Origin of the sequence: Sulfurovum sp. (assembly GCF_015493435.1) — a bacterium.
Lineage (GTDB): Bacteria > Campylobacterota > Campylobacteria > Campylobacterales > Sulfurovaceae > Sulfurovum.
This window is the reverse complement of sequence record NZ_WGDD01000032.1, coordinates 1-23111: the sequence shown is the minus strand read 5'-3', so window position 1 is coordinate 23111 and position 23111 is coordinate 1. Positions and strand designations below refer to the sequence as shown.

Below are 23111 nucleotides of genomic sequence, written 5' to 3'. Positions count from 1 at the left end.
ATGGAAACAACACTCGTACAAAATTTACCGGAAGTGACGGCGGCCGGTGTTATCATTAAAGCCATCCTTATTCTGGCAGTGATCGCGGCGATCGCCGGTTTCGGTACTTTTATTGAAAGAAAGGTACTGGCATTCATGCAGAGAAGACTCGGACCTATGCACGTAGGTCCCTACGGTTTGCTTCAGCTTGTGGCGGATGGTATCAAACTTTTTACCAAAGAAGATATTGTCCCCCAGAATGCAAACTCCCTTATCTTCAAGATCGCACCCTCCATTACGGCAGCAACAGCCTTTATTGCGCTGGCTGCAGTACCGGTATTCCCGGACTTTACCATTCCTGAGTGGGTGCCTTTGCTTGGAGGTGTTTTTGTACCTTCTATTGCGGCAGACCTGAATATCGGGATTCTCTTTGTGCTGGGAATGATGGCGGCAGGACTTTATGGTCCTTTGCTTGCAGGTATGGCACAGGCGAACAAATGGGGTATTATCGGTGCGGCAAGAACGGCAATCCAGTTTTTGAGTTATGAAGTAGTGACAGGTCTTTCCATCCTGGCTCCGATCATGCTGGTAGGTTCACTTTCTTTCGTTGACTTCAATAACGCACAGGCAGGCGGCATCAGCCACTGGCTTATCTGGCAGCAGCCGGTTGCGTTCGTACTCTTCCTTATTGCAGGGTTTGCCGAGACGAACAGGACACCGTTCGACCTCCTTGAGCATGAAGCGGAAGTGGTTTCCGGATATGCAACAGAGTATTCGGGTATGAGATGGGGTATGTTCTTTATTGGTGAATATGCCAATATGATCACTATTTCTATCATTGCGGCAGTTGTTTTCCTCGGTGGTTACAGCGAAGTGGGTATAGGTTGGCTGACGATCATTCTGAAGGTAGGGTTCTTTTTCTTCCTGATGCTATGGGTCAGAGCAGCATGGCCGCATGTGAGACCGGATCAGTTGATGTGGCTGTGCTGGAAAGTATTGATGCCGATAGCTGTGATCAATATAGTGATCACAGGTATTGTGATGATGGTGTAAGGAGCAGGTATGGGTTTAGAACAATTTAAAAATAGAAATGTAGGTACACAGAACTATAAGATGCTTGATCTTGGGCAGAGTCCCGAAACAGGCATGGGTAAGTTCAAGCAGGTCTTAGACAGGACGTTCAAGGGCGAACTGCTTGTAGGACTTTGGGTCACAATGCGGGAAATGATCAATGCACTGTTCAAAGGACAGATGCATACAGTAAAATATCCGTTTGAAAAACTGCCGATCTCTCCGAGATACAGAGCGATCCATGATATGCTCAGACTGCTTGAAAGCGGTCATTACAGATGTATCGGATGCGGATTGTGTGAAAAGATCTGTATTTCAAACTGTATCACAATGGATACAAGATACGATGAAAACCAGAGAAAAGAAGTCAGTGAATATACGATCAACTTCGGACGCTGTATCTTCTGCGGGTATTGTGCGGAAGTATGTCCGGAACTGGCGATCGTACATGGACCGAGATATGAAACAGCTTCCGAGCAGAGAGCGAGTTTCTCACTTTTTGAAGATATGTTGACACCGATCGACAAACTCAACCTTCAGCAGGAATATGACGGATTTGGCGCTGTCTCACCGAATGCTGATGAAAATATCAAAAAAACGCCATTAGCGTATTAGGAGGAGCAGATATGTATGAAACAATAGCCTTTTACCTATTTTCGGCTTTAACAATAGGACTTTTCCTCATCACGGTCTTTAGCAAGAATGTCTTGTATGCCATGACATCGCTTGCTGCAGGGATGGTGCTGATCTCAGGCTTTTTCTTTATTCTGGGGGCAGATTTCCTTGGTGTGGTTCAGCTCATTGTATATGTCGGTGCCATTATGGCACTTTATTCGTTTGCAATGATGTTCTTTGATTCAACCAAATCGATCAAAGAAAAAAATACCAATCCTGCCTTGATCTTTGTATTGGGCGGTTTGAGCGCCCTGTCATTGGTACTGATGTTCGCTGCACCGATCTACAATGAATCGATCCAGGCGCTTTATCCGATGCATGAAGGTGTCGGGAATGCACAGGATGTCGGTATCGTACTCTTTACCAAGTATCTTATCCCGTTTGAAGTTGCAGCGGTTATGTTATTGGTAGCGATGATCTCAGGGATTATCCTTGCCGGTAAGAAAATGGATCAGAGTCTCACCAAGGACACTTGTGTAGATGATGAAATCTTGATAAAAAAGGATGTAAAATGATAGGTTTAACTCACTATCTTGTCATCTCAGCACTGATCTTCTCTATCGGGTTGATGGGTGTATTGAGAAGAAGAAATCTTTTAATGCTTTTCTTCGCAACGGAAGTGATGCTCAATGCGGTCAATATCGCATTTGCAGCGATTTCACACTACTATAATGATCTTACGGGTCAAATGTTTGCATTCTTTATTATCGCGATCGCTGCGAGTGAAGTGGCCGTTGGTCTGGGTATACTGATCGTATTGTATAAAAAACACGGTAGTCTCGATCTTGATGATCTTGCAAATATGAAGGGGTAATGATGGAAACTTTAGTATATATAGCACTGTTTGCTCCGTTTGCGAGTTCGCTGTTCGCAGCTTTGTTCGGAATGAGTCCAAAACAAACATTTGTAGGTATTGTAGCGTCTCTGCTGCTTTTTGCATCGTTCTGTGCTTCGGCTATGCTGGCATTTCATGTCTGGACCACAGGGGCAGGCATACATGTTACAATGATGGATTGGATCTCTGCAGGTGATCTTCATATTCCGTTCGGTTTTGTGGTGGATCAGGTTTCCGTGACCATGATGACCGTTGTCACACTTGTTTCGACAGTGGTTCATGTTTATTCTATAGGATATATGGACCATGATAAGAGTTTCAACCGATTCTTCTCATACCTGTCAGCCTTCGTTTTTTCGATGATGATCCTTGTTATGTCAGATAACTTTGCCGGACTTTTCATCGGATGGGAAGGTGTGGGGGTCTGTTCATGGCTTCTGATCGGTTTCTGGTATCACAAAGAAGATGTATCCAGAGAAGAGAATCCCTCTATTTCTCCATCCTGGGCAGCGAATGAAGCATTTATTATGAACCGTATCGCTGACCTTGGAATGCTGATCGGACTTTTCATCCTTTACTGGAATGTTGGCAGTCTGCAGTATGATGTGGTGTTCGCGGCACTTCCTGATTTGAGCGGCTCGGTACTGAATGCGGCAGCGATCGCACTCTTTATCGGAGCAATGGGTAAATCGGCACAGTTCCCGCTCCATACCTGGCTGACAGATGCAATGGAAGGCCCGACGCCGGTTTCTGCATTGATCCATGCGGCCACCATGGTAACTGCCGGTGTATTCCTTGTGATCAGAGCGAATCCGCTCTTTTCCATGACGCCGGAGGTAAGCTATTTTATTGCGGCCCTGGGTACCTTTGTCGCTTTCTTTGCGGCATCCATGGCACTGGTCAACAGAGACTTGAAGCGTATTATCGCTTTCTCGACACTTTCTCAGCTGGGATATATGTTTGCGGCGGCAGGTCTGGGAGCTTACTGGATCGCACTTTTCCACCTCGCGGCACACGCTTTCTTCAAAGCACTGCTCTTCCTGGGTGCAGGTAACGTGATGCATGCAATGCATGATGAACTTGACATTTTCAAAATGGGTGGATTGAAAAAAGCGATGAAGTGGACTTATATCTATATGGGAGTCGCTTCCCTGGCTTTGGCAGGAATTCCTCCGTTTGCAGGTTTCTTCTCCAAAGATGCCATCATCGAAACGGCCTTCAATGAAGGAACATTGTTTCTATGGGTTATCCTTGTCGTGACGGCAGGTATGACTGCATTCTACAGCTTCAGACAGGTCTTCCTTACTTTCGAAGGGGACGAAAGATACAAAGCATTCGGTATTCATCCGCATGAAATGTATAAATATGTTCTTATTGCAATGTCACCGTTGGCAATACTTGCAGTGATAGCCGGTTTTGCACAGGGTACGTTTGAGCACTTTGTAACCAAGCTGCTGCCAGACTACCATATGAGTGAGCATACACACCATCTTTCAATGATGCTGGGACTGATTGTCCTTGCCTTTGCGGTAGGCGGTATTGTACTGGCATACAGAAAGTACTATAAGGGACTCAAAAGAGACAAGAAACTGGAGAACAGTTTCACATACAAACTTTTGGCAAATCAGTACTATATTCCAAATCTGTATGAAGCAATCATTACAAAGCCGTATGCGATGCTCTCGGAAATGATGTGGAAAGATGTAGATATGAAAATTGTAGATGCAACCGTTGACGGCATTGCCAAATTCCTCTATAAGAGCGGGGATGCTTCAAGAAAGATGCAGACAGGTAACCTGTCCAACTATCTGAATTGGATGGCTGTGGGTTCTGTATTCCTATTGGTTATCGCAGTCATTTCAGCGATGTTTGTGTAAGGAGAAGATAGATGGAAAATATTTTAAGTATATTGGTGTTTTTTCCTGCAATCGCTGGATTGTTGGGATTTGTTGTAGATAAAGAGAGTGCACGTGCCTACGGTATTACTGTAGCAGCGATCGAGTTTCTTCTCTCTGTCTGGCTGTGGTTCAGTTTTGATACGGCAAATGCAGGAATGCAGTTTGTCGAACTGATTCCTATCATTCCTGATTTTGGTATCAGTTATTATCTTGGTGTAGACGGTATTTCTCTCTTCATTATTCTGATGGCGACATTGATGACGCTGATCGGTATGATGAGTATGAGTATTACAGAGAATATCAAAAATATGATCATCACATTGCTTTTCCTTGAAATGACAATGGTAGGGGTCTTTGTTTCCCTTGATGCGATTATCTTCTACCTTTTCTGGGAACTTTCGCTTGTGCCGATGCTTTATATTATCGGTGCATGGGGCGGACCGCTCAGAGTTTATGCGGCTGTGAAGTTCTTCCTGTATACCTTTACGGGGTCCCTGATCATGCTGGTAGGTATGCTGTTCGTAGCCTATGTTTACCATAATCTTACCGGGGTATGGAGTTTTGCTATTACAGACTGGTATGCACTGGTGCTTCCGGTCAATTATCAGCTTTGGCTCTTTGCTGCCTTCTTCGTCGGTTTTGCGATCAAGGTTCCGATGTTCCCGTTCCATACCTGGCTGCCGTATGCACACGGTCAGGCACCTACCATCGGTTCCGTCATTCTTGCAGCAGTCCTGTTGAAAATGGGTACATACGGTTTCGTAAGATTCTCACTTCCCATGTTCCCTGATGCCTCTGTCATGGCAATCATGCCGATCGCTGCGCTTTCCATTGTAATGATCATCTATACAGCAATGGTCGCCTATGCACAGAAAGATATGAAACAGGTTATTGCGTATTCATCTGTGTCTCATATGGGTATTATCATGCTCGGTATTTTTGCCATGAATGCCGAAGGTATCAGTGGTTCTGTTTTCCAGATGCTCTCACACGGTATCGTGTCGGGTGCATTATTTATGCTTGTCGGCGTGATCTATGACAGAAGACATACAAAGCTGATGAGTGAATTCGGCGGATTGGCATCGGTGATGCCAAAGTATGCCGTGATCTTCGGTATTATGCTGATGGCTTCCGTCGGCTTGCCGCTAACGATCGGATTTGTCGGTGAATTCCTGGTTCTGCTCGGATTCTATCATGTATCACCGGTATTGACTGCTCTTGCAGGTACATCCATTATCATCGGGGCGATCTATATGCTCACGTTGTTTAAAAAGAGTTTCTTCGGGCCGGTGACCAATGAAGCCAATAAAACACTTAAAGATTTAAGCAGTAAAGAGACATGGTCTCTGGTACCTTTGGTTCTTATCGTTGTCTGGCTTGGGGTTTACCCCAAACCGGTACTTGCGCCGATTGATAATTCTGTGAAGGCAATGTTGGCATTTATGGATGCCAAAGCGATCACCCAAGAGGCAAAAGATATGATCAAAGTTTCTAAAACAACACTAAACAGAGGGGAGGTTAAGTAATGTTACAGCCTATTAATGTAAGTTTGGAAAGTCTTAATCTCATTACACTCGCACCAATGCTTATTGCAGTTGCCGGTGGTTTGATTATCCTGATACTTGACCTGATCAATGGGAAACTGCACAAGTCTCTCTATGTGATGCTGACCATTCTGGTACTGGTGGTTGATTTTGGTGCCACACTGGGGCTCAATGTGAATGAACGGGGTTTCTTTGATGTTATGCTGATCGATGGGGTTTCCATCGTTTCGCAGCTTCTGATCATTGTAGCTTCCATTATATTTACACCGTTGGCGCTGACTTCAAAGCGTTTTCATGAGTACTCCTATCCGGAGTTCTTTGCACTGTTCCTGTTCATGGTTGCGGGATTCCAGTTTATGGTGGCAAGTGACAACCTGATTCTGATCTTTGTCGGTCTGGAAACAGCATCACTTGCACTCTATACGCTTATTGCACTGCACAACAGAAGCAATTCCTATGAGGCGGCAGTGAAATATTTCACTATGGGTGCGCTGGCAGCCGGCTTCTTTGCTATGGGGTCAGCCGTGATCTACGGATTGACAGGTTCTATTGAACTCTACAGGGTAGCGGATGTATTGGCTGCACGTATGAATGAAACAGGATTGATGATAGCAGTCTTCGGATCTGCTGTGCTTCTGCTGGTGGCCTTTGCCTTTAAGCTTTCTCTCTTCCCGTTCCATACATGGGCACCGGATGTGTATGAAGGTGCGTCTGCACCGTTGGCAGGATATATGTCAGTAGTTCCAAAGGTAGCAGCCTTTGTTGTTTCCATCAGGATTTTCGGTATGTATATCGACCTTGGTGTTGAATGGGTCCGTATCGTGATTATCGTACTTGCCGTACTTACCATGACACTGGCAAATGTCATGGCCCTGGTTCAGGAAGATGTCAAACGTATGCTTGCGTATTCGTCTATTTCCCATGCCGGTTTTATTATTGCAGCACTGGCACTTGATACAACAGAAGGTACGACAGCTATTTTCTTCTACTATGCACTCTTTATGTTTACCAACCTGGGAGCCTTCACGATGCTTTGGATTTCGAGACATAAAGTCAGAAGATTCGATGCACGATATGACCATCCGTATGAAAAATTTGCCGGTATGATCAGTATCCGGCCTGTCGGTGCAGTGATCATGGCGATCTTTATGCTGTCTCTTGCAGGTGTTCCTCCATTCTCGGTATTCTGGGGTAAAATTTATGTCATGCAGGCAGCGGTGAATTCAGGGTATGTATGGCTGGCTGTCGTGATGGGACTTAACTCAGCGATCGCGGCATACTACTATTTGAAGCTTGTTGTCTACATGTTCCTGAAAGAACCGGTAAAAGATGTCGATACAGTACAATATAATTCATCCAAGCCTTTGATGGCTGTGGTAGGGTTTGCGACACTGGCTACGGTGGCAGCGATCTTCTATGTACAGCCGCTGGTATCCTATATATACTATATGATCTCGGCTTCAGGTTATTAAAACGCCATCGTAGGGTGCGTATCTACGCACCTTTTTTGATCCTTCCGGTTAGTGTTATTTTTTACACGGACCGGATGAAGCGGTGCGTCTTACGCACCCTACAGTAACAGTTTCTCCAACTCCGAAACACTTCCCTTTATGACAGTGTCAAACTGTGAATGATTGAACGTAGTCTGCCTTTTTGCAAGTCGGGCGGTATTGGTAGTGATCTTCTCTTGAAGCATGGTTTTATCATAAATACCGTCAAGGTAGGCAAGTGTTTCTTTGATACCGATGGCTTTCATGCAGCGGGGTGTCCGGGTATACTTCCGCTCCAGCATGCATATCTCATCGATAAGCCCCTCTTCCAGCATCATTTTGGTACGTCGGGCAATACGCTCTCTAAGTACTTTTCTGTCGACCTCTATCTGGTAGAGAGAGAGCCCTGGATTCATGGCGGGCCGGGGAGGGAATTCTCTGAAATATGCAGTAGGGGTTAACCCTGTTTCAAAGTAGATATTCAGTGCTTTTTCAATGCGGTAGGGATCATTTGCAGCGATCTTTTGCATATAGTCGGTGTCCATACGGCAAAGCCACGTATACGTGCCGGAAAGATCTCTCAGTGCCTCTTTTGATTTTATGCTTGTTTCTTCCGATATCTTTGGAAGTTCGCTGATACCCTCCATCAGCATCTTGAGGTAAAAACTTGTTCCTCCGACAATGACAAGGTTTTTTCTGTCGGCAAGGGCTTTTTTATAGGTATCATGATAGAGCTGAATAAAGGTGGTTACATTAAAATCTTCATCAGGAGAAATGTAGTCGATGCCAAAATGCTCTATTCCCTGGCGTTCTTTTAGCGTCGGTTTTGCGGAAACAATGTTTATATCTTTATAAATGGAGAGTGAATCTATGGAAAGAATGTAGGCATCAAGAGCCTCTGCTGTTTTGATGGAAAGTGCTGTTTTCCCCGATGCAGTAGGACCGATAAGAGCAAGTTGTCTGAGGCTATTCATGTTATTATGATAACAAGTTGCGGCTAAGTGTTAAGTACGAAGAGGGTAAAATTGTACATAACTAACCTGCGGCCACACGACAGGGCTGGACTCAGGCTAATATTTTGGAGAGTGCATGGATCTATTTGACAAAGATAACCGTTTCAATATTGCCAATATAGTGACCTATCTGAATGTTTCACTGGGGGTCATTGCCATTTATTTTATTGTCAAGGAAGATTTTTTTACGGCTATCGTATTGGCATGGATCGCGGGAGCCTGCGATATTATCGATGGCAAGCTGGCGCGAAAATATGAACTCTCGACCGAATTCGGTATACAATTGGACAGTTTTGCCGATTTTATCTCTTTTGTTGTCATGCCGCCGTTCCTGCTGTTCTATGCACTCAAAGGCAGTTTTTCAAGCGGATGGGAAGAGATGGCAGTCGGTGCGGTTTTTATCGCCTATATTATTTTGGGACTTCGCAGACTGGTGGAATTCAACCTGAAGGTGGATGCGGGCGAAGTGGCGAAATATTTTGAAGGTGTACCGACCCCGCTGGGTGCTATTCTGCTCTGGATACTCTATCTGCTGTTCAGCTATAACATTATTCCAAGTGTTTTTGTGATCACCCTGATGGTTGTAGGAATCGCCTGGTCGTTGAACAGCAAGCTGAAGATACCACATCCCTAAAAACAAAGAGAGAAAAGTGAAAAGCAAAGAATTGGGTGAGAATGGATTTCTCAAAAAACTGAATGATTTTTCCGAACTGGTAATGTTCAAACACTCGGTATTTTCATTGCCGTTTATTTTCATCGCAATGCTGGTCGCTTCCTATTTAGACAGCGGTTCCGGATGGTTCGGGTGGAGACTGCTTGTACTGGGGACTGTTGCGGCGGTTTCTGCACGGAATTTTGCCATGGGTGTCAACCGCTATCTTGACAGAGATATCGATATACTCAACCCGAGAACAAAGAACAGGCCCTCGGTGGACGGACGGGTCTCCTCCGGACAAATGTTATTTTTTGTTGCAGTGAACGCACTGCTTTTCATAGGGGTGGCCTATCTCATCAATACCCTTGCTTTTGAACTGGCTGTACCCATTCTGATAGTGCTGGGTGCCTATACGTTTTTTAAACGTTTTTCTGCTCTGGCTCACCTCATACTTGGGGTAAGCCTTGGTTTGGCACCGATTGCAGGAGTGGTAGCTGTCTCGGGGGAAATCACAGTCTGGTCGCTTTATCTTGCTGCCGGGGTGATGTTCTGGGTAGCAGGATTTGATCTGCTTTATTCACTGCAGGATATGGCATTTGACAAAGCAAACGATCTGCATTCTATCCCCTCAAAATTCGGTCCTGAAAAAACAATGCTGATTGCACGGGGTTTTCATGTGCTTACCGTGTTTTTCTGGGCAGCATTTGTGATGCGTGCAGGACTTGGCATCTGGGCTGATGCGGCAGTTGTTTTTGCTGCGATTATGTTGACATATGAACACTATCTTGTCAACAAAGACTTTACAAAGATAGACAGAGCTTTTTTCACCGTGAACGGATATCTTGGTTTTGTTTTTCTGTTTTTCATTATCTTGGAGGTAGCATAAATGGCTTATTTGGAAATAGGGATCATCGCTTTGCTGGTTATAGTCGTCTTTTATCTTTTTGCAGTGAACAGCAAATTGAAGAAAGAGAAAAAGGTGTTGCAGGAAACACTGGAAGTGAAAGATACCACCATACAGAATTTACAGGCTTCACGTGTTGCCGTGAAGGATGTCATTGAAAATCTTTCGGCACATGATGAAGTGATGACATTGCTGGAAGAGGGAAAAAGCAGGGAAGAGATCTCGGATGAACTCGGTATTCCTATCAGTAAGATCGAACTAATCATCAAGTTTGACAGGATCAAAAAAGACCATGCCGTCTGACAACTGGGACTACATTCTTAAAGAAGCCTACGAAGAGCTTGAAGCGGATTACCGTTTTTTTCTTGAAGAAAACACTGCATATATCCCCAATAAAGAAAATTATCTGAATGCATTCAAAACCCTTCCGAAAGAGAAAGTGAACTATATTCTTTTCGGACAGGATCCCTATCCGAGAGCCGAAAGTGCCAGCGGATATGCTTTTATCGACGCCAGGGTTAAAACGATCTTCTCCGAAAAAGGTCTCAGCAAAGAGGTGAACCGGGCTACAAGTTTGCGCAATTTTGTAAAGATGGCGCTGCTTGCACGAGGTGACCTGTCCCCTGATGATCTGTCACAGGATGCCATTGCCGCTCTTGACAAAACGGCATTTATCTCTTCTATCGGGGAACTTAGATGCAACTTTGAGAGGAACGGTGTTCTGCTCCTCAATACAGCGCTTGTTTTTACAGACAAGAAAAGTTCGGCGAGACATGTAAAAGCATGGCGGCCTTTTGTTCAGAGTTTGCTGCACTCGCTTGAGCCTCAGGCGCCGAAACTGATTCTTTTTGGAAACCATGCCAAAGAACTGAAAAAGCATCTGCCGCTTGAAAACTTCGAGACAATTGAGCTGGAGCATCCCTATAATCATACATTCATTACCAATTCCAAAGCACTTGATCTTTTCGGTCCGATGCAGTTACTTGATAAATAAAGAATTTTTCGCTACAATTCGCTCACTAAATATCGCAGCAACTTCTAAATGTGCGCTCATGGCTCAGCTGGATAGAGCATCGGTTTGCGGTACCGAAGGTCTCAGGTTCGAATCCTGATGGGCGTACCACTTCTATTGACGGTTTGGCCGTTGTTTCAATATATAATTTTTCTTTATTGCTTGAAGGTATAGGTAACTCCTACTTTTTATCCCACTTTTGAATTTTTTTGTGCTTTACTACACTGTATGTTAGTGGACAAGGAAGCTGCACTGCAAGAAAACAAATATAAGTTTGCGTGAATTACCGAGCGGAAATATCGGGTGGAACAATAGTCCACAGTGCACAGTGCAGGCTGTCTAACTTACACCGTTATTGCACAGAGTCTCCCTCTGTTGGCACAGTTCGTAGGGATCGTCATATTTGTCCACATCTAAGAGATCCAGATCATCCCATTCCTAATCGGTGATGAAGATCTCTTCATGGTTTGGCTTCGCCTGAGACATGCTTGCCTTCTGTAGGCACTTCTGAAATGGCCTGTGAGAGTTCGAAGCGGATCAGGGGAAGTTGAACCTATGAACCAGAGAGAAAGCCACTGTTATAGGAGGAAAGGTCTGTAATTCGAACACTTAACATAGTATCCTCCTTATGTATGATATGTCATAGTTTAGGCTCGTTGCGGAGCAAATACATGATGTCGTGATTCGTTGTTATAAACAGATAAACAGCGAAGAGTGGCAGGTGCCAATGATGACGAAGGTGTATCAATAGTGAGAAAAGATGCTTACCTGAAAAAAATGCCTGGGGTGGTTCGGATTTTGGTGTTAATATCCAAACCTTATGAGATTGGAAGTATGTGATATTTGTCTACATAGAGAGAAAATTATTGGTTGAAAAAGTAGGAAAATCATATTTTCATTCGTATTGATGCTATAATTAAATAAAGGGAATTTAATAATTTTCTTTATTACAACTTATAAAATGGAGGAAAAATATGTTTAAAGTTCGTAGTATAAACCTTATATTGGCTACAAGTGCCGCATTGATACTCACGGCATGTGGAGGAGGAAGCAGTAGCGGAAGTACTGCCCCGACGGCTTCAGTCGAAGGCCAATTCATTGATGATGTTGTGCAGGGGTTAAATTATAGCTGCTCGTCTGGAGCAAAAGGTCTGACTGATAACAATGGTCATTACACCTGTAAGGAAGGAGATGATGTTGTTTTCAGCTTGGGAGAGAATATTCTGCTGGGGACACTACCCGCACAAAGCGCTTTCTATACGCCATACTCAGTCTTTCCAGGTGACCTTGAAGCATCTTTGAACCTTGTAGCATTGATCCAAGCTTTGGATAAGGATGGAGATCTGCATAATGGTCTTATCAACATTGACCTTTCCCTGCTGGACAGACTGCCCGCGGATATTGACTTTCACAGTCTGACATTCAGAGAAGATATTGAAAAAGCTCTGGGGATCGCTCTTCCATCCGCACATGATGCACAGAAAAAACTGAATGAAAATATTGTAGCAGCAGGTGGTGTGGTTCCTGACTGGGCAAGTGATTTGGTACCAGTTCCAAGTCCATCACTGGAGCCAACACCAGAGCCGAGCCCGACACCAACACCTCCTGGACCGACACCAACACCAACACCTGATACAACGGCACCGGTATTTACCTCAAATGCAAATGTTCAAGTGCTTGAAAACAAAACATCGGCCCTTACGCTTGTCGCTACAGATGAAAGCACTGTAACCTACGGTATAAACGGCGGTGACGATGCTAACAGCTTTAATGTCGACAGCACTACGGGTGATGTTACGTTCAAAGTGGCACCTGATTATGAAAGTTGCAAAACAAATTATGAATTTACCGCCAGTGCTACAGATACATCTGGAAATGAAGCAACACAAGATGTCAACATTACAATTTTGAATTGTGAATGTGATACTCCTGTAACACATAATGGTACAGAATACTGTCTGGTAGTGTCTCCAAAGACATGTAAGGTATGGTTCGACAGAAATTTGGGGGCGGCACGAGTCTGTACCAGTATAACTGATACAGCTTGTTTTGGAGACTACTACCAATGGGGTAGAAATGCTGATGGGCATGAAAATAGTACTAGCGATACCAATGATACACTGGCGACACAATTCAATCCTGTACAGAATGAAATACTTGGCAAATACATAACAAATACCGATAGCTCTTCTTATGAATGGGCAGCAATAGATAGCGAAGGCTCCCAGAGAAGTGCGAACTGGTCAGTGACGGATGGAACAAATCTTTGCCCTGTAGGATTTAGGGTGCCAAGTTTTTCAGAACTTTATAGCGAGGTTCAAAATACAATCCATAGCTCCGATGAAGCTTTTGATAGTTTCTTGAAAATCCCAGGCGCTGGAATGCGTCTCGCAGATGATGGTCAAATAGATACGTATAATGACTTTTCGGCATTTTGGACATCAACACCGTATATAAATAGTGACCCTGGAGGGAGCAGTTCACCTGCGTCAATGGCAATTCAGTTTGAATCTTCTAGTATACATATATATGAGCATCTGGGACGTGCCTTTGGTCTTACAGTACGCTGTATACAAGATGATAGTGCTCACTAGCGTGTACTTTCTACCTGACCAACTATGAGGGATAGGGAAGCACACTTCTTTTAGCTGCATGATGCTACGAAAGCATCATGTTTTGTCAATTACATTTGATGCGGTAGCACGGCTACATGGAATGTGGGTGGGTTTAACACTATCAGGAGATGGACAGTGCAGAGTGACAGGTGCTAACGTTACAGAAGAAACAAAAATGTGCTGAAAAGTTCCTAATATACTTAATGGGAGGGGATGGTCTGGATATGGTGGAAGGATTAATTCTTACTGGGGTCGTAAGTCTGTGAGGTTTTTTCCCTAATGGTTTTAGTTTTTTGAAAGTTTTTGGATAAAATCGGGTTTTTTCTTCAAAAATTTCTGAAAACGGATAGACAAGTGTTTATAGTGACGGCTCAAGCAAAGATGTGACTTCCAGTGCAACATGGAATGTCACTGACACAAGTATTGCAGTCATTAACGAAAAAGGAACAGCAACAGGACAAAGTGTTGGTACTGTGGAAATCGCAGCTACCTATACTGATGGTGACATAGAAAAAACCGGCATCGCAGAGTTAGATGTTCTGGCTGCACCGCCATCTTTTGATTCATTGACCATTGAAGGTAACAGTATTGTTCCTATAGGTGTTACAGAGCATTTAGATGCGATCCTGACACTGAGTGATGGAAAACGATATACTGTAAACGACAAAGTGAACTGGACTTCTTCCGATAGTGCTGTTGCGACAGTAACAGCAAGTGGAGATGTAAGAGGAGTAGCAGAAGGAAAAGTAGTTATCACAGCTGCAGCTAAAAATAATAGCAGTATCATGGCAACACATGCTATGACGGTAACAGCGGCAACCTTAACGAAAATCCAAATCGAAAAGGGATACAGTCCTGATACCCCTACACCTATCACATCATTGGATGTACCAATTACCACAGACGTGTATATCACTGCATGGGGTATCTATTCAGATGGATCAAGAGAGTATATCAATACAGATACAGTATGGTGGTCAAGTGATCAGCAAATTGCCAGTATTAACTATTTGAAATCTTCATATGTGTACGGTAGAGATACAGGAACTGCTACTATCACAGCAGCCTATCAGGGTCTAAAAGCAGAACTTTCTGTTACAGTATTACCACAAGATCCTGCACTGACAAGTATCGAACTGATCTAAAGTACGTATGGAGATGTGACTGGCAAATCATTTGATCTGCCACAGGGTGACAAGGAATGGATCACAGCATACGGGCATTATTCTGATGGCAGTAAAGAGGATATCAATAGATATGTTTCCTATTCTTCAAGTGATCGAAATGTTGCGTATGTGATCGATGAAATTGATTCAAATGTTCACGGAAGAAATCCAAGTACTGCAACCATCAATGTAGACTGGCAAGGTGTGCATGCAGAAGTTGCAGTGAATGTCACTGCAAGTACAATTGAAATTCAGGAAGGCTGCTCTTCCAGTCAAACTGACATCATAGATGATAGCAATCCGCTTGAATTGACAATTGATGAAGAACAATGCATCAACGCATGGCTCGTCCACAAAGATGGAACAAAAGAACGTGTAACAACGACTGTTTTCTGGAAGTCCCAAGATCAAAGTATCGCATCTATGGATCTTTTACAGAGAAACTCGAAAGTTACAGGCGTAGCAGCTGGTAGTACAACAGTATCTGCAACACTTGATGGGGTTACGGGGAAAGCACCTGTTGTTGTGAGTGAACCATAAAATATTTTAATATTTATCCCGTTCCGGCTTGGTTCGGGGTACAAGGGCAATCATTTCTTTCACACTCTTCCGTTTTTTATTTTAAGCCATATGAAACGGGTTTTTCGTTACATACGATAAATTAACCATGCCTAACCAAATTTATATTACAATAAGAACAAACTATTCTGTGGAGTCTCTGCTGTGAAAATCCTGCTTGTTAATTTAAATCCTGTTGTTTCCAGACTCTTTGCGCTGTGTACCCGAGATGCGCATGTAGTATTGGATGAAGTGCAGAGTGTCGGCGAGATTGGACCCGAAAATAAGTATGACCTGCTTTTTGTGGACGACGCTTCCTATACGGGCAGTGTCAAAGAATTCATAGACAGCCGGGAGAGAGGGAGAACGGTATTTCTTTCGTATGACGATGCATCGGTACCCGGTTTTGATATTACGCTTAAAAAGCCGTTTCTGCCTTCTCAGATTTTGACATTGATGGAAAGTGTCGATAGTGTGCGTGAACCGGAAAAAGAAATAGAAGAGCCTGTGATCTTTCCTCTGGAAGAGGAAACGTTATCTGAAGAAGAAACAGAAAGTTCGATGCCGGCTGAAACACTGTCTGCCTCTATTTTGCCCCAGACAGAAGCACAATCAGTACCAAAAGAGGATCTTTTGGAGATGGGTCAGGAAAGTTCCCGCATACTTGACAGCAGAGAGATCGAAAAGATCAAAGATCTGCTTGATATGGATGAAGAAGAAATACCTTCTTTTGAAGAAGAGGTAGCAGAAGAGGTGCTTGAACAGCGCAAGGTAGATGCTATTACCGCACAGCTGATCTCAGAGGGATTGGAGATCGTGGATGAAAAAGAGATTGTAGAGGCACTCCATTCAGACAGCAAGTCCAAGAAAAAGAGAAAAAGAGAAGAGACAGGGCCTTTCAATCCCAAAGAGTTTGAAGTGCTTCAAAAACAGTTTATGAAAGCACTTTTCAAGCTCAAGCCTAAAAAGATCAGGAAACTTCTTAAGGGGAAGAACGTAAAAATAACATTGAAACTAAAGGGTGGGAACTGATGTATAATGGTGCAATACTGGTATTGTCCGGACCAAGCGGAGCGGGAAAAAGTACAGTGATCAATGCGGCTTCGGATAAAATAGGCGAATATTATTTTTCTATTTCGACAACGACAAGAGCACCAAGGGCGGGTGAAGAAGACGGAGTGGACTATTTCTTTGTGAGCAAAGCATGTTTTGAGGAAGATATCAAGGCTGGAAATTTTCTGGAGTATGCCCAGGTACACGGAAATTACTACGGTACTTCACTCAAACCTGTAAGAGAAGCACTCGATCAGGATAAACTGGTAATCTTTGATATTGATATTCAGGGACATCGTCTGGTACGTGCAAAGATGGATGACATTACTACGTCAGCGTTCATTACCCCTCCGACACTCAAAGATCTTGAGTCGAGGCTCCGGGCACGGTGTACGGATACAGAAGAAGTTATTTTGCGGCGTATTGAGAATGCAAAAGAGGAGATCAAAGCAGTAGGAGAATATGATTTTACAATCATTAACGATACGGTAGAAGAGGCAGCACAGAAATTTACCAGTGTTGCCAGGGCAGCCAGACTGAAACAGAGTAAAGAAGAAGAAGCCGAATTTATACAACAGTGGCTTGGAGTTTGGGACGGATAGAGCTTGTCTTAAACATTTTTAAGTATAATTATTAAAATTTTAACATTGCACTATATAGTAAGTGCAGACAAAGGATGAATTATGGGTATGCCAAGTATGCCGGAGTTATTGATCGTTTTGGCGATCGTTGTACTTCTTTTCGGAGCGAAAAAAATTCCAGATCTTGCAAAAGGAATGGGTAAAGGTATCAAAGACTTCAAGAAAGCCATCAAAGAAGATGACGAAGAAGAGGTAAAAGAGATTGCCAAGAAAGAAGAGCCGAAAGTCGAAGCGGCAGCAGAAGAGAAAAAAAGCGAGAACGCTTAAATCAAGTGCTGAACGTTCAATAAGCCAGAGGCATGTGTCCTTTTGGCCGGGCACGTTGAGTGTTCAGAATATTCTACATAATGTGTTCCTCACACATTCATCTATTACCGTACCAAACATTTAGGTATATACTTGGTACAGTAATACTATCCCACACTATTTACGGAAACGGTTATTATGAAGTTAAAAGAAGAAGTCAATAAAGTTATACAAACAGCTTTTCAAAAAACAGGTATCGATGCACAGCCTATCAATGTTTCGGAAGCGACTAAGCCGGAATTCGGTGATTATCAGTTCAATGGTGCCATGGCACTCTCCAAAGAACTGCGGAAGAACCCCAGAGAGATCGCCTCCGGGATCCTTGAAAACCTTGACCTTTCCGGCATTGTAAGCAAAGCGGAGATCGCAGGACCGGGGTTTATCAATTTATGGCTGAATGACAATGTCATTGCTGAAAAATGTCGTGAGGCACGTGAAGACAAGAGGCTGGGAGTTTCAAAAAAGAGTGCTCCGATTAAAGTTGTCGTTGATTATTCGGGTCCGAACATGGCAAAACAAATGCATGTGGGACATTTGCGTTCCACGATTATCGGCGATACACTGTCGAACCTTCTGGAATTTCTGGGTGATGAAGTGATCAGGCAGAACCATATTGGCGACTGGGGAACACAGTTTGGTATGCTGATCGCCTATCTCGAAGAGAGGGGAGAAGACGGTTCGGGCAGCCTGAAAGACTTGGAACAGTTCTACAAAGATGCCAAGAAACGTTTTGACGAGGATGAAGCATTTGCCGACAAAGCAAGAGAATATGTCGTCAAGATCCAAGGCGGAGATGAACACTGTCTGAATCTCTGGCAGAAATTCATCGATATCTCTTTGGGGCATTGTGAAGAAGTATATGACAAACTCTGTGTCAGGCTGACACGTGAGGATGTCAAAGCGGAAAGTTTCTATAATGAAGATCTCCCGGAAGTCGTTGCTGATCTTGCAGAAGAAGGCAGACTGAAAGAGAGTGAAGGGGCCCAGTGTGTCTTCTTTGAAGATGAAGAGATTCCTGTGATCGTGCAGAAAGGGGATGGCGGGTACCTCTATGCAACGACTGACCTTGCAGCACTCCGGTACCGAGCCAATATCCTGGGTGCAAAACGTATCTCCTATGTTGTGGATGCACGGCAGGGGGAACATTTCAGACAAATTTTCAAAGTAGCCAAAATGTCCGGTTTTGTGCCGGAAGATGTCAAACTTGAACATGTCGCTTTCGGGACCATGATGGACAAAGGCGGCAAGCCGTTCAAAACGCGTGACGGTGGTACCGTAAAGCTTATTGATCTTTTGGATGAGGCTGTCGTTAAAGCCAAGGCGGCGATTAAAGAAAAAGATGACTACTCTGAAGAGGAAGTGGAAAGACTGGCGAAGATCATCGGTATCGGTGCCGTGAAGTATGCCGATCTTTCCATCAACCGTGAATCGAACTATATTTTCAACTGGGACAAGATGTTGTCATTCGAAGGCAATACCTCGTTATATATGCAGTATGCCTATGCGCGCATACAGAGTATTTTCAGGCGCTACAGAGGAGAGATCAAAGGGAGTGTTGTCATTACGGATGTGCTTGAGCATCGTTTGGGTGTGATGCTGCTTCGCTTTGAAGAAGTACTTGACCGGGCAGCGGAGGATGCTGCACCCAACCAGATCACAACCTATCTGTACGAATTGGTCACACTGTTTATGCGTTTTTATGAGCAGAATCCTATTTTGAAAGAGGGCGTTGATGAAGAAGTGAAACTCTCTCGTCTGGTTTTGGCGGATATGACAGCAAAAACCATTAAGCAGGGCTTGGATATACTCGGTATTGATGTGGTAGATAAACTCTAAAGGAGATATTGATATGAAGGCACTGATAGTAGTGGGTATCCTTGCAACATTTGGGCTCATCTTTTTTCTTTATTACCGCAACAGGGATCTGAAAAAACTTTTGATAGCACTGGGTACATTTGTGTTGCTCATTTCTTTTGGGATTATGGGCAATATTACCCGGCAGATCATTCCTCTTTTTTTGGCGCATGTCATATTGGTGGTCTTTGCGTGGGGTGGGCTGCTGTATTATCTGTTCAGAGGCAAATATTACTGGTGGGTGATTTTTTCACCGGCAGTCACCCTTGCGCTCTTCATTGCACTTTCTTTGCTTGAGGGATCACGGTACGAGGATGTGTTTGCTTTTTAAGCGTCCTGCCTACTGTTCTTTTTTTTGATTTTCCACGAGTTCGCTTAAGAATGTTTCCAGTGAATAGCGCTGTCTGTACTCGGGAATCATAATATGGATCAGTATATCGCCCAGATCCGCTACAGCCCAGTCATCACTGATATCTGTTGCCAGAAATGTTTCGCCAAGCGGTTTGAGATCTTTTTTGAGATGTTCAAAAAGTGCTACGGTATGTTTGCCGTTCAGTGAATTGGCGATTACCACATGTTTGGCAATATAATCTGTATTTCCAAGGTCGAATACTTCGATCTCTTCCGCTTTTTTTTCATCCAGTACCTTTACGATATGTTCTATTCTGTCGTTTGTTGTCATGTTTTGTTTTATCCTTTTTTGTTGTCATTTATAGTCTCTTGGACCGATTTTTTTATTTTGCTGTCAATATAGTGTAAATCTCTTTTCTCCCTGATGGCTGAGGAACTGACCGGAAAGTCTATTTCCAAGAGTTTCCATGAGTTCAGCATGTCCGTATCAAGAAAATGGTTCTCTCTGGTGGCGATCACCCAGGTGACCGTTTTGTTCAGCCAGTCAAACGCATGCCATTGTGTCAATGTTGACAGATTGTCAGATCCGATAATGAGATACTTTACCTTATAGGTGCGGTTAAAATATTGTACACTTTGTGAAGTGCGTATACTTTTGCCTTGTTTGATCTCATAGTCATCAACGGTTACTTTGGGAATGTCATCAAAAAGCCGATGACACCATTTCAGACGTTTCTGTGCACTTGCCAGGGATGTACTTTTAAAAGGGTTCAAATAGGCAGGAACGATAATAAGCCGGTCGATATCCAGATGTTCAACTGCCTTGAGAACAATTTCCTGATGTCCCCGGTGGGGAGGGTCGAAACTCCCTCCGAATATTGCGACTTCCGGCTTGGACTGATTAACCAAATGCTAACCTCACTTACTGTAAAATAATATACTATTTAATGTGACATTTTTTGGGTAAAACCCAAAAAAATAACGCTAATACCGGGTTTATTCCGGCAGCAGGCGTTCGCAGAAAGTATTCTTGGGATTACTGATGCGACTGGTCGCATTTTAGCATAAAAAGCATAAGGGATGCGTATGGCGGTAAAAGTAGCGATAAACGGTTTGGGAAGAATCGGGAGATGTGTGGCAAGGATTATTGCCCAGAGAGAAGATATCGAGCTTGTGGCAGTCAATGCGAGCGGGACGGAAGCAATGCTTGAATACAATTTAAAGTATGACTCCGTACACGGTACAAGAACGGATGTCAAGGTAGCGGATGGGTATATTTGTATAGGCAAAGACAAGGCAAAGATCTTTGCGGAACGCGCACTTGAAAAGATCGACTTTGCAGGCTGCGGCGCTGAGATCGTACTGGAATGCACCGGTGCTTTTTTGACAGCAGAGAGTGTTCAGCCGTACCTTGAGAACGGTATTCAAAAGGTACTTTTTTCCGCACCGGCAAAAGATGATACGCCAACATTCGTACTGGGTGCCAATGCAGAGGCGTATGAAGGGCAGGCCATTGTTTCCAATGCAAGCTGTACTACGAATGGCCTGGCACCGGTCGCCAAAGTACTGGATGACGCTTTTGGCATTGAAAAAGGCTTGATGACCACGATCCATTCCTATACCTCCTCTCAGCCGATTCTGGATGCAAAGCATAAAAAAGATCCAAGGAAAGGACGTTCCGGCGCGAGCAATCTCGTACCGACGACCACCGGGGCGGCCAAAGCCATTTCCAAAGTGCTTCCGCAGCTTGAAGGCAGACTTAACGGCCAGGCGATCAGGGTACCGACCCCGGATGTTTCCATGGTGGATTTGACCGTAATACTGAAAGAAGAAGTGATACTTGATGAAGTGAAAGCCGCTTTTAAGATCGCCAGTGAAGGAACACACAAAGGTATCCTCGGTGTCGATGAAGAATACCGGGTCTCCCAGGATTTCGTGGGTGAAGAGCTCAGCAGTGTCGTTGCTATCGATACTATTCAAGTTATCGGCGGGAATATGGTCAAAGTACTTTCCTGGTACGACAATGAGTGGGGATACTCCTGCCGGCTTGTAGATATGGCTGTACATATCAGCAAAAAATAACATTTGGAGGATTTATGCTAAGAACGATCAAAGATATCGATATCGATGGGAAAAGAGTATTTATACGCTGTGACTTCAATGTTCCAAAAGATGAATTTGGAAATATTACGGATGACAGACGTATCCGTGCTGCGCTGCATACGATCCGCTACTGTATTGACAGAGAATGCAGGATCATTCTGGCTTCCCATTATGAGCGGCCGGAACCGGGGAAGTATGAGGAAAAATATTCTCTCCGCCCCATAGCCAAAAGACTGCATACGCTTTTGAAGATCAAAAACGAACTCTATATGGCAAATGATGTTGTCGGTCCGGACGCCAAAGAAAAAGCATCAAAACTTCAGCCTGGAGATATTTTGATGCTTGAAAACCTCCGTTATGAAGCAGGGGAAACAGCCAATGATGAAACCTTTGCCAAAGAGCTTGCATCGTTTGCTGATGTGTACATTAATGATGCTTTCGGTGCCTGCCACAGAAAGCATGCGTCCATTTACGCTATTGCGATGCAGTTTGACAAAGAGCACAAAGCAGCCGGTTTCCTTTTGAGCAAGGAAGTGAACTTTTTCAGTAAAGTACTTGAAGATCCTATCAGGCCTTTCATTGCAGTGGTCGGAGGATCAAAAGTTTCCGGAAAACTTCAGGCGCTGAATAACCTGCTGAACAAAGTTGACAAAGTGATCATCGGTGGAGGTATGGCTTTTACTTTTCTAAAAGCACAGGGCTATGAAATCGGTAAATCACTTGTTGAAGATGATTTGATCGATGAAGCAAGAGATATTATGGAGAAAGCACATTCCCTGGGGGTAAAATTCTACCTGCCGGTCGATTTTGTCGTGGCTCCGGAATTTTCTGAAAATACAGCAGTCAAGTATCTGCCTTCCCAGGAGATCCCGCATGACTGGATGGGGCTCGATACCGGTCCTGCTTCTTCACGGCTTTTCAGGGAAGTACTCAATGATGCGCAGACGATCATCTGGAACGGTCCGATGGGGGTGTATGAAATGGACAAGTTCTCCAAAGGAAGTCTCATGATGTCACACCATATAGCGGAGACACATGCAACGACCATAGTAGGAGGAGGTGATACTGCCGATGTAGCACAGCGTGCAGGTGATGTGGATGAAATGACATTTGTCAGTACCGGCGGCGGTGCAAGCCTGAAACTCATTGAAGGTGTGAAACTTCCCGGGATAGAGGCATTGGAAAAATGATTTATGCAGCCAATTTCAAAATGAACCATACCCGGGCAAGCACACAAGCCTATCTGAAAACACTCGAGGCAAAATTGTCCAAAATGCACAGCGGGGACCGTGTTTTGGTTTTTCCTCCTGCAACAGCATTGACTGCGCATACAGGAAATATTACTGTAGGGGCACAGAATGCCTATAGGGAAAGAAACGGTGCTTTTA

25 protein-coding genes and 1 tRNA gene are annotated in these 23111 nt (G+C 44.0%); 23 read left to right on the top strand and 3 right to left on the bottom strand.

What is annotated here, in order from left to right:
- Genes nuoH through nuoN form a run of 7 tightly spaced genes read left to right on the top strand, consistent with a single transcriptional unit; the run spans position 1 to position 7474 of the window.
- Positions 1-1032, top strand: coding sequence for an NADH-quinone oxidoreductase subunit NuoH (nuoH, locus tag F8L24_RS06160; protein ID WP_294953229.1), 1032 nt, complete (start codon positions 1-3; stop codon positions 1030-1032).
- Positions 1033-1041: 9 nt separating this feature from the next.
- A complete protein-coding gene (gene nuoI / locus F8L24_RS06155; RefSeq protein WP_294953226.1) occupies positions 1042-1665 on the top strand; it encodes an NADH-quinone oxidoreductase subunit NuoI in 624 nt (207 codons plus the stop codon).
- 11 nt (positions 1666-1676) lie between these two features.
- The gene (locus F8L24_RS06150) at positions 1677-2240 is read left to right on the top strand and encodes an NADH-quinone oxidoreductase subunit J (RefSeq protein ID WP_294953224.1); all 564 of its coding nucleotides are present in this window, start codon (positions 1677-1679) and stop codon (positions 2238-2240) included.
- A complete protein-coding gene (gene nuoK / locus F8L24_RS06145; protein WP_294953221.1) occupies positions 2237-2539 on the top strand; it encodes an NADH-quinone oxidoreductase subunit NuoK in 303 nt (100 codons plus the stop codon). The genes F8L24_RS06150 and nuoK overlap by 4 nt, the downstream gene beginning before the upstream one ends.
- Before the next feature lie 2 nt (positions 2540-2541).
- The gene (gene nuoL / locus F8L24_RS06140; RefSeq protein ID WP_294953219.1) at positions 2542-4437 is read left to right on the top strand and encodes an NADH-quinone oxidoreductase subunit L; all 1896 of its coding nucleotides are present in this window, start codon (positions 2542-2544) and stop codon (positions 4435-4437) included.
- An 11-nt stretch (positions 4438-4448) separates the two neighbouring features.
- Complete coding sequence (locus F8L24_RS06135; protein ID WP_294953216.1) at positions 4449-5984, top strand: NADH-quinone oxidoreductase subunit M; 1536 nt, start codon at positions 4449-4451, stop codon at positions 5982-5984.
- The gene (nuoN, locus tag F8L24_RS06130; protein ID WP_294953213.1) at positions 5984-7474 is read left to right on the top strand and encodes an NADH-quinone oxidoreductase subunit NuoN; all 1491 of its coding nucleotides are present in this window, start codon (positions 5984-5986) and stop codon (positions 7472-7474) included. Before F8L24_RS06135 ends, nuoN begins: the two co-directional genes overlap by 1 nt.
- A 98-nt stretch (positions 7475-7572) precedes the next feature.
- On the opposite strand, the gene miaA is transcribed toward nuoN, so the two are convergent.
- A complete protein-coding gene (miaA, locus tag F8L24_RS06125; protein ID WP_294953210.1) occupies positions 7573-8466 on the bottom strand; it encodes a tRNA (adenosine(37)-N6)-dimethylallyltransferase MiaA in 894 nt (297 codons plus the stop codon).
- Positions 8467-8581: 115 nt separating this feature from the next.
- On the opposite strand from miaA, the gene F8L24_RS06120 reads away from it, so the two are divergent.
- From F8L24_RS06120 to F8L24_RS06060, 13 genes are all read left to right on the top strand, one after another.
- A complete protein-coding gene (locus tag F8L24_RS06120) occupies positions 8582-9139 on the top strand; it encodes a CDP-alcohol phosphatidyltransferase family protein (RefSeq protein WP_294953207.1) in 558 nt (185 codons plus the stop codon).
- A 16-nt stretch (positions 9140-9155) separates the two neighbouring features.
- Complete coding sequence (gene mqnP / locus F8L24_RS06115) at positions 9156-10046, top strand: menaquinone biosynthesis prenyltransferase MqnP (protein WP_294953205.1); 891 nt, start codon at positions 9156-9158, stop codon at positions 10044-10046.
- Positions 10047-10367: a sigma-70 family RNA polymerase sigma factor gene (locus F8L24_RS06110; RefSeq protein WP_294953202.1), complete on the top strand. Its 321-nt coding sequence runs from the start codon at positions 10047-10049 to the stop codon at positions 10365-10367.
- Positions 10357-11058: a uracil-DNA glycosylase family protein gene (locus tag F8L24_RS06105; protein WP_294953199.1), complete on the top strand. Its 702-nt coding sequence runs from the start codon at positions 10357-10359 to the stop codon at positions 11056-11058. Before F8L24_RS06110 ends, F8L24_RS06105 begins: the two co-directional genes overlap by 11 nt.
- A 52-nt stretch (positions 11059-11110) precedes the next feature.
- Positions 11111-11187 (top strand) — tRNA-Arg (locus F8L24_RS06100).
- Positions 11188-12050: 863 nt separating this feature from the next.
- Positions 12051-13670, top strand: coding sequence for a cadherin domain-containing protein (locus F8L24_RS06095; RefSeq protein ID WP_294953196.1), 1620 nt, complete (start codon positions 12051-12053; stop codon positions 13668-13670).
- 404 nt (positions 13671-14074) lie between these two features.
- Entirely contained in the window at positions 14075-14836 is a 762-nt protein-coding gene (locus tag F8L24_RS06090) for an Ig-like domain-containing protein (RefSeq protein ID WP_294953193.1), read from the top strand.
- 15 nt (positions 14837-14851) lie between these two features.
- The gene (locus F8L24_RS06085; RefSeq protein WP_294953190.1) at positions 14852-15397 is read left to right on the top strand and encodes an Ig-like domain-containing protein; all 546 of its coding nucleotides are present in this window, start codon (positions 14852-14854) and stop codon (positions 15395-15397) included.
- A 183-nt stretch (positions 15398-15580) separates the two neighbouring features.
- Entirely contained in the window at positions 15581-16447 is an 867-nt protein-coding gene (locus F8L24_RS06080) for a hypothetical protein (protein WP_294953187.1), read from the top strand.
- The gene (gmk, locus tag F8L24_RS06075) at positions 16447-17070 is read left to right on the top strand and encodes a guanylate kinase (RefSeq protein WP_294953183.1); all 624 of its coding nucleotides are present in this window, start codon (positions 16447-16449) and stop codon (positions 17068-17070) included. The genes F8L24_RS06080 and gmk overlap by 1 nt, the downstream gene beginning before the upstream one ends.
- 81 nt (positions 17071-17151) lie before the next feature.
- Positions 17152-17376, top strand: a complete 225-nt coding sequence (locus F8L24_RS06070; protein ID WP_294953180.1) for a twin-arginine translocase TatA/TatE family subunit — start codon at positions 17152-17154, stop codon at positions 17374-17376.
- Positions 17377-17553: 177 nt separating this feature from the next.
- A complete protein-coding gene (gene argS, locus F8L24_RS06065; protein ID WP_294953177.1) occupies positions 17554-19251 on the top strand; it encodes an arginine--tRNA ligase in 1698 nt (565 codons plus the stop codon).
- A gap of 13 nt (positions 19252-19264) precedes the next feature.
- Positions 19265-19600, top strand: coding sequence for a hypothetical protein (locus tag F8L24_RS06060; RefSeq protein WP_294953174.1), 336 nt, complete (start codon positions 19265-19267; stop codon positions 19598-19600).
- Positions 19601-19609: 9 nt separating this feature from the next.
- On the opposite strand, the gene rsfS is transcribed toward F8L24_RS06060, so the two are convergent.
- Together rsfS and nadD are read right to left on the bottom strand one after the other, a co-directional pair.
- A complete protein-coding gene (rsfS, locus tag F8L24_RS06055) occupies positions 19610-19951 on the bottom strand; it encodes a ribosome silencing factor (protein ID WP_294953171.1) in 342 nt (113 codons plus the stop codon).
- Between the two features lie 8 nt (positions 19952-19959).
- Entirely contained in the window at positions 19960-20529 is a 570-nt protein-coding gene (gene nadD, locus F8L24_RS06050; RefSeq protein ID WP_294953168.1) for a nicotinate (nicotinamide) nucleotide adenylyltransferase, read from the bottom strand.
- A gap of 177 nt (positions 20530-20706) precedes the next feature.
- Between nadD and gap the strand changes: the two genes are divergently transcribed.
- The 3 genes from gap to F8L24_RS06035 all read left to right on the top strand — a co-directional run.
- Entirely contained in the window at positions 20707-21702 is a 996-nt protein-coding gene (gene gap / locus F8L24_RS06045; RefSeq protein ID WP_294953164.1) for a type I glyceraldehyde-3-phosphate dehydrogenase, read from the top strand.
- 14 nt (positions 21703-21716) lie between these two features.
- Positions 21717-22913, top strand: a complete 1197-nt coding sequence (locus F8L24_RS06040; RefSeq protein WP_294953161.1) for a phosphoglycerate kinase — start codon at positions 21717-21719, stop codon at positions 22911-22913.
- On the top strand, positions 22910-23111 hold a 202-nt coding region (locus F8L24_RS06035; protein WP_294953159.1), incomplete at its 3' end, for a triose-phosphate isomerase. The genes F8L24_RS06040 and F8L24_RS06035, both read left to right, overlap by 4 nt.

Bases quoted from the DNA above. Each gene is read 5' to 3' on its own strand.
- gmk (WP_294953183.1), top strand. From the start codon at position 16,447: ATGTATAATGGTGCAATACTGGTATTGTCCGGACCAAGCGGAGCGGGA.
- F8L24_RS06135 (WP_294953216.1), top strand. From the start codon at position 4,449: ATGGAAAATATTTTAAGTATATTGGTGTTTTTTCCTGCAATCGCTGGA.
- F8L24_RS06060 (WP_294953174.1), top strand. From the start codon at position 19,265: ATGAAGGCACTGATAGTAGTGGGTATCCTTGCAACATTTGGGCTCATC.
- F8L24_RS06040 (WP_294953161.1), top strand. From the start codon at position 21,717: ATGCTAAGAACGATCAAAGATATCGATATCGATGGGAAAAGAGTATTT.
- miaA (WP_294953210.1), bottom strand. From the start codon at position 8,466: ATGAATAGCCTCAGACAACTTGCTCTTATCGGTCCTACTGCATCGGGG.
- F8L24_RS06150 (WP_294953224.1), top strand. From the start codon at position 1,677: ATGTATGAAACAATAGCCTTTTACCTATTTTCGGCTTTAACAATAGGA.
- nuoI (WP_294953226.1), top strand. From the start codon at position 1,042: ATGGGTTTAGAACAATTTAAAAATAGAAATGTAGGTACACAGAACTAT.
- F8L24_RS06105 (WP_294953199.1), top strand. From the start codon at position 10,357: ATGCCGTCTGACAACTGGGACTACATTCTTAAAGAAGCCTACGAAGAG.
- F8L24_RS06110 (WP_294953202.1), top strand. From the start codon at position 10,047: ATGGCTTATTTGGAAATAGGGATCATCGCTTTGCTGGTTATAGTCGTC.
- F8L24_RS06070 (WP_294953180.1), top strand. From the start codon at position 17,152: ATGGGTATGCCAAGTATGCCGGAGTTATTGATCGTTTTGGCGATCGTT.
- nuoN (WP_294953213.1), top strand. From the start codon at position 5,984: ATGTTACAGCCTATTAATGTAAGTTTGGAAAGTCTTAATCTCATTACA.
- nuoH (WP_294953229.1), top strand. From the start codon at position 1: ATGGAAACAACACTCGTACAAAATTTACCGGAAGTGACGGCGGCCGGT.
- nuoK (WP_294953221.1), top strand. From the start codon at position 2,237: ATGATAGGTTTAACTCACTATCTTGTCATCTCAGCACTGATCTTCTCT.
- rsfS (WP_294953171.1), bottom strand. From the start codon at position 19,951: ATGACAACAAACGACAGAATAGAACATATCGTAAAGGTACTGGATGAA.
- F8L24_RS06095 (WP_294953196.1), top strand. From the start codon at position 12,051: ATGTTTAAAGTTCGTAGTATAAACCTTATATTGGCTACAAGTGCCGCA.
- F8L24_RS06120 (WP_294953207.1), top strand. From the start codon at position 8,582: ATGGATCTATTTGACAAAGATAACCGTTTCAATATTGCCAATATAGTG.
- gap (WP_294953164.1), top strand. From the start codon at position 20,707: ATGGCGGTAAAAGTAGCGATAAACGGTTTGGGAAGAATCGGGAGATGT.
- argS (WP_294953177.1), top strand. From the start codon at position 17,554: ATGAAGTTAAAAGAAGAAGTCAATAAAGTTATACAAACAGCTTTTCAA.
- nuoL (WP_294953219.1), top strand. From the start codon at position 2,542: ATGGAAACTTTAGTATATATAGCACTGTTTGCTCCGTTTGCGAGTTCG.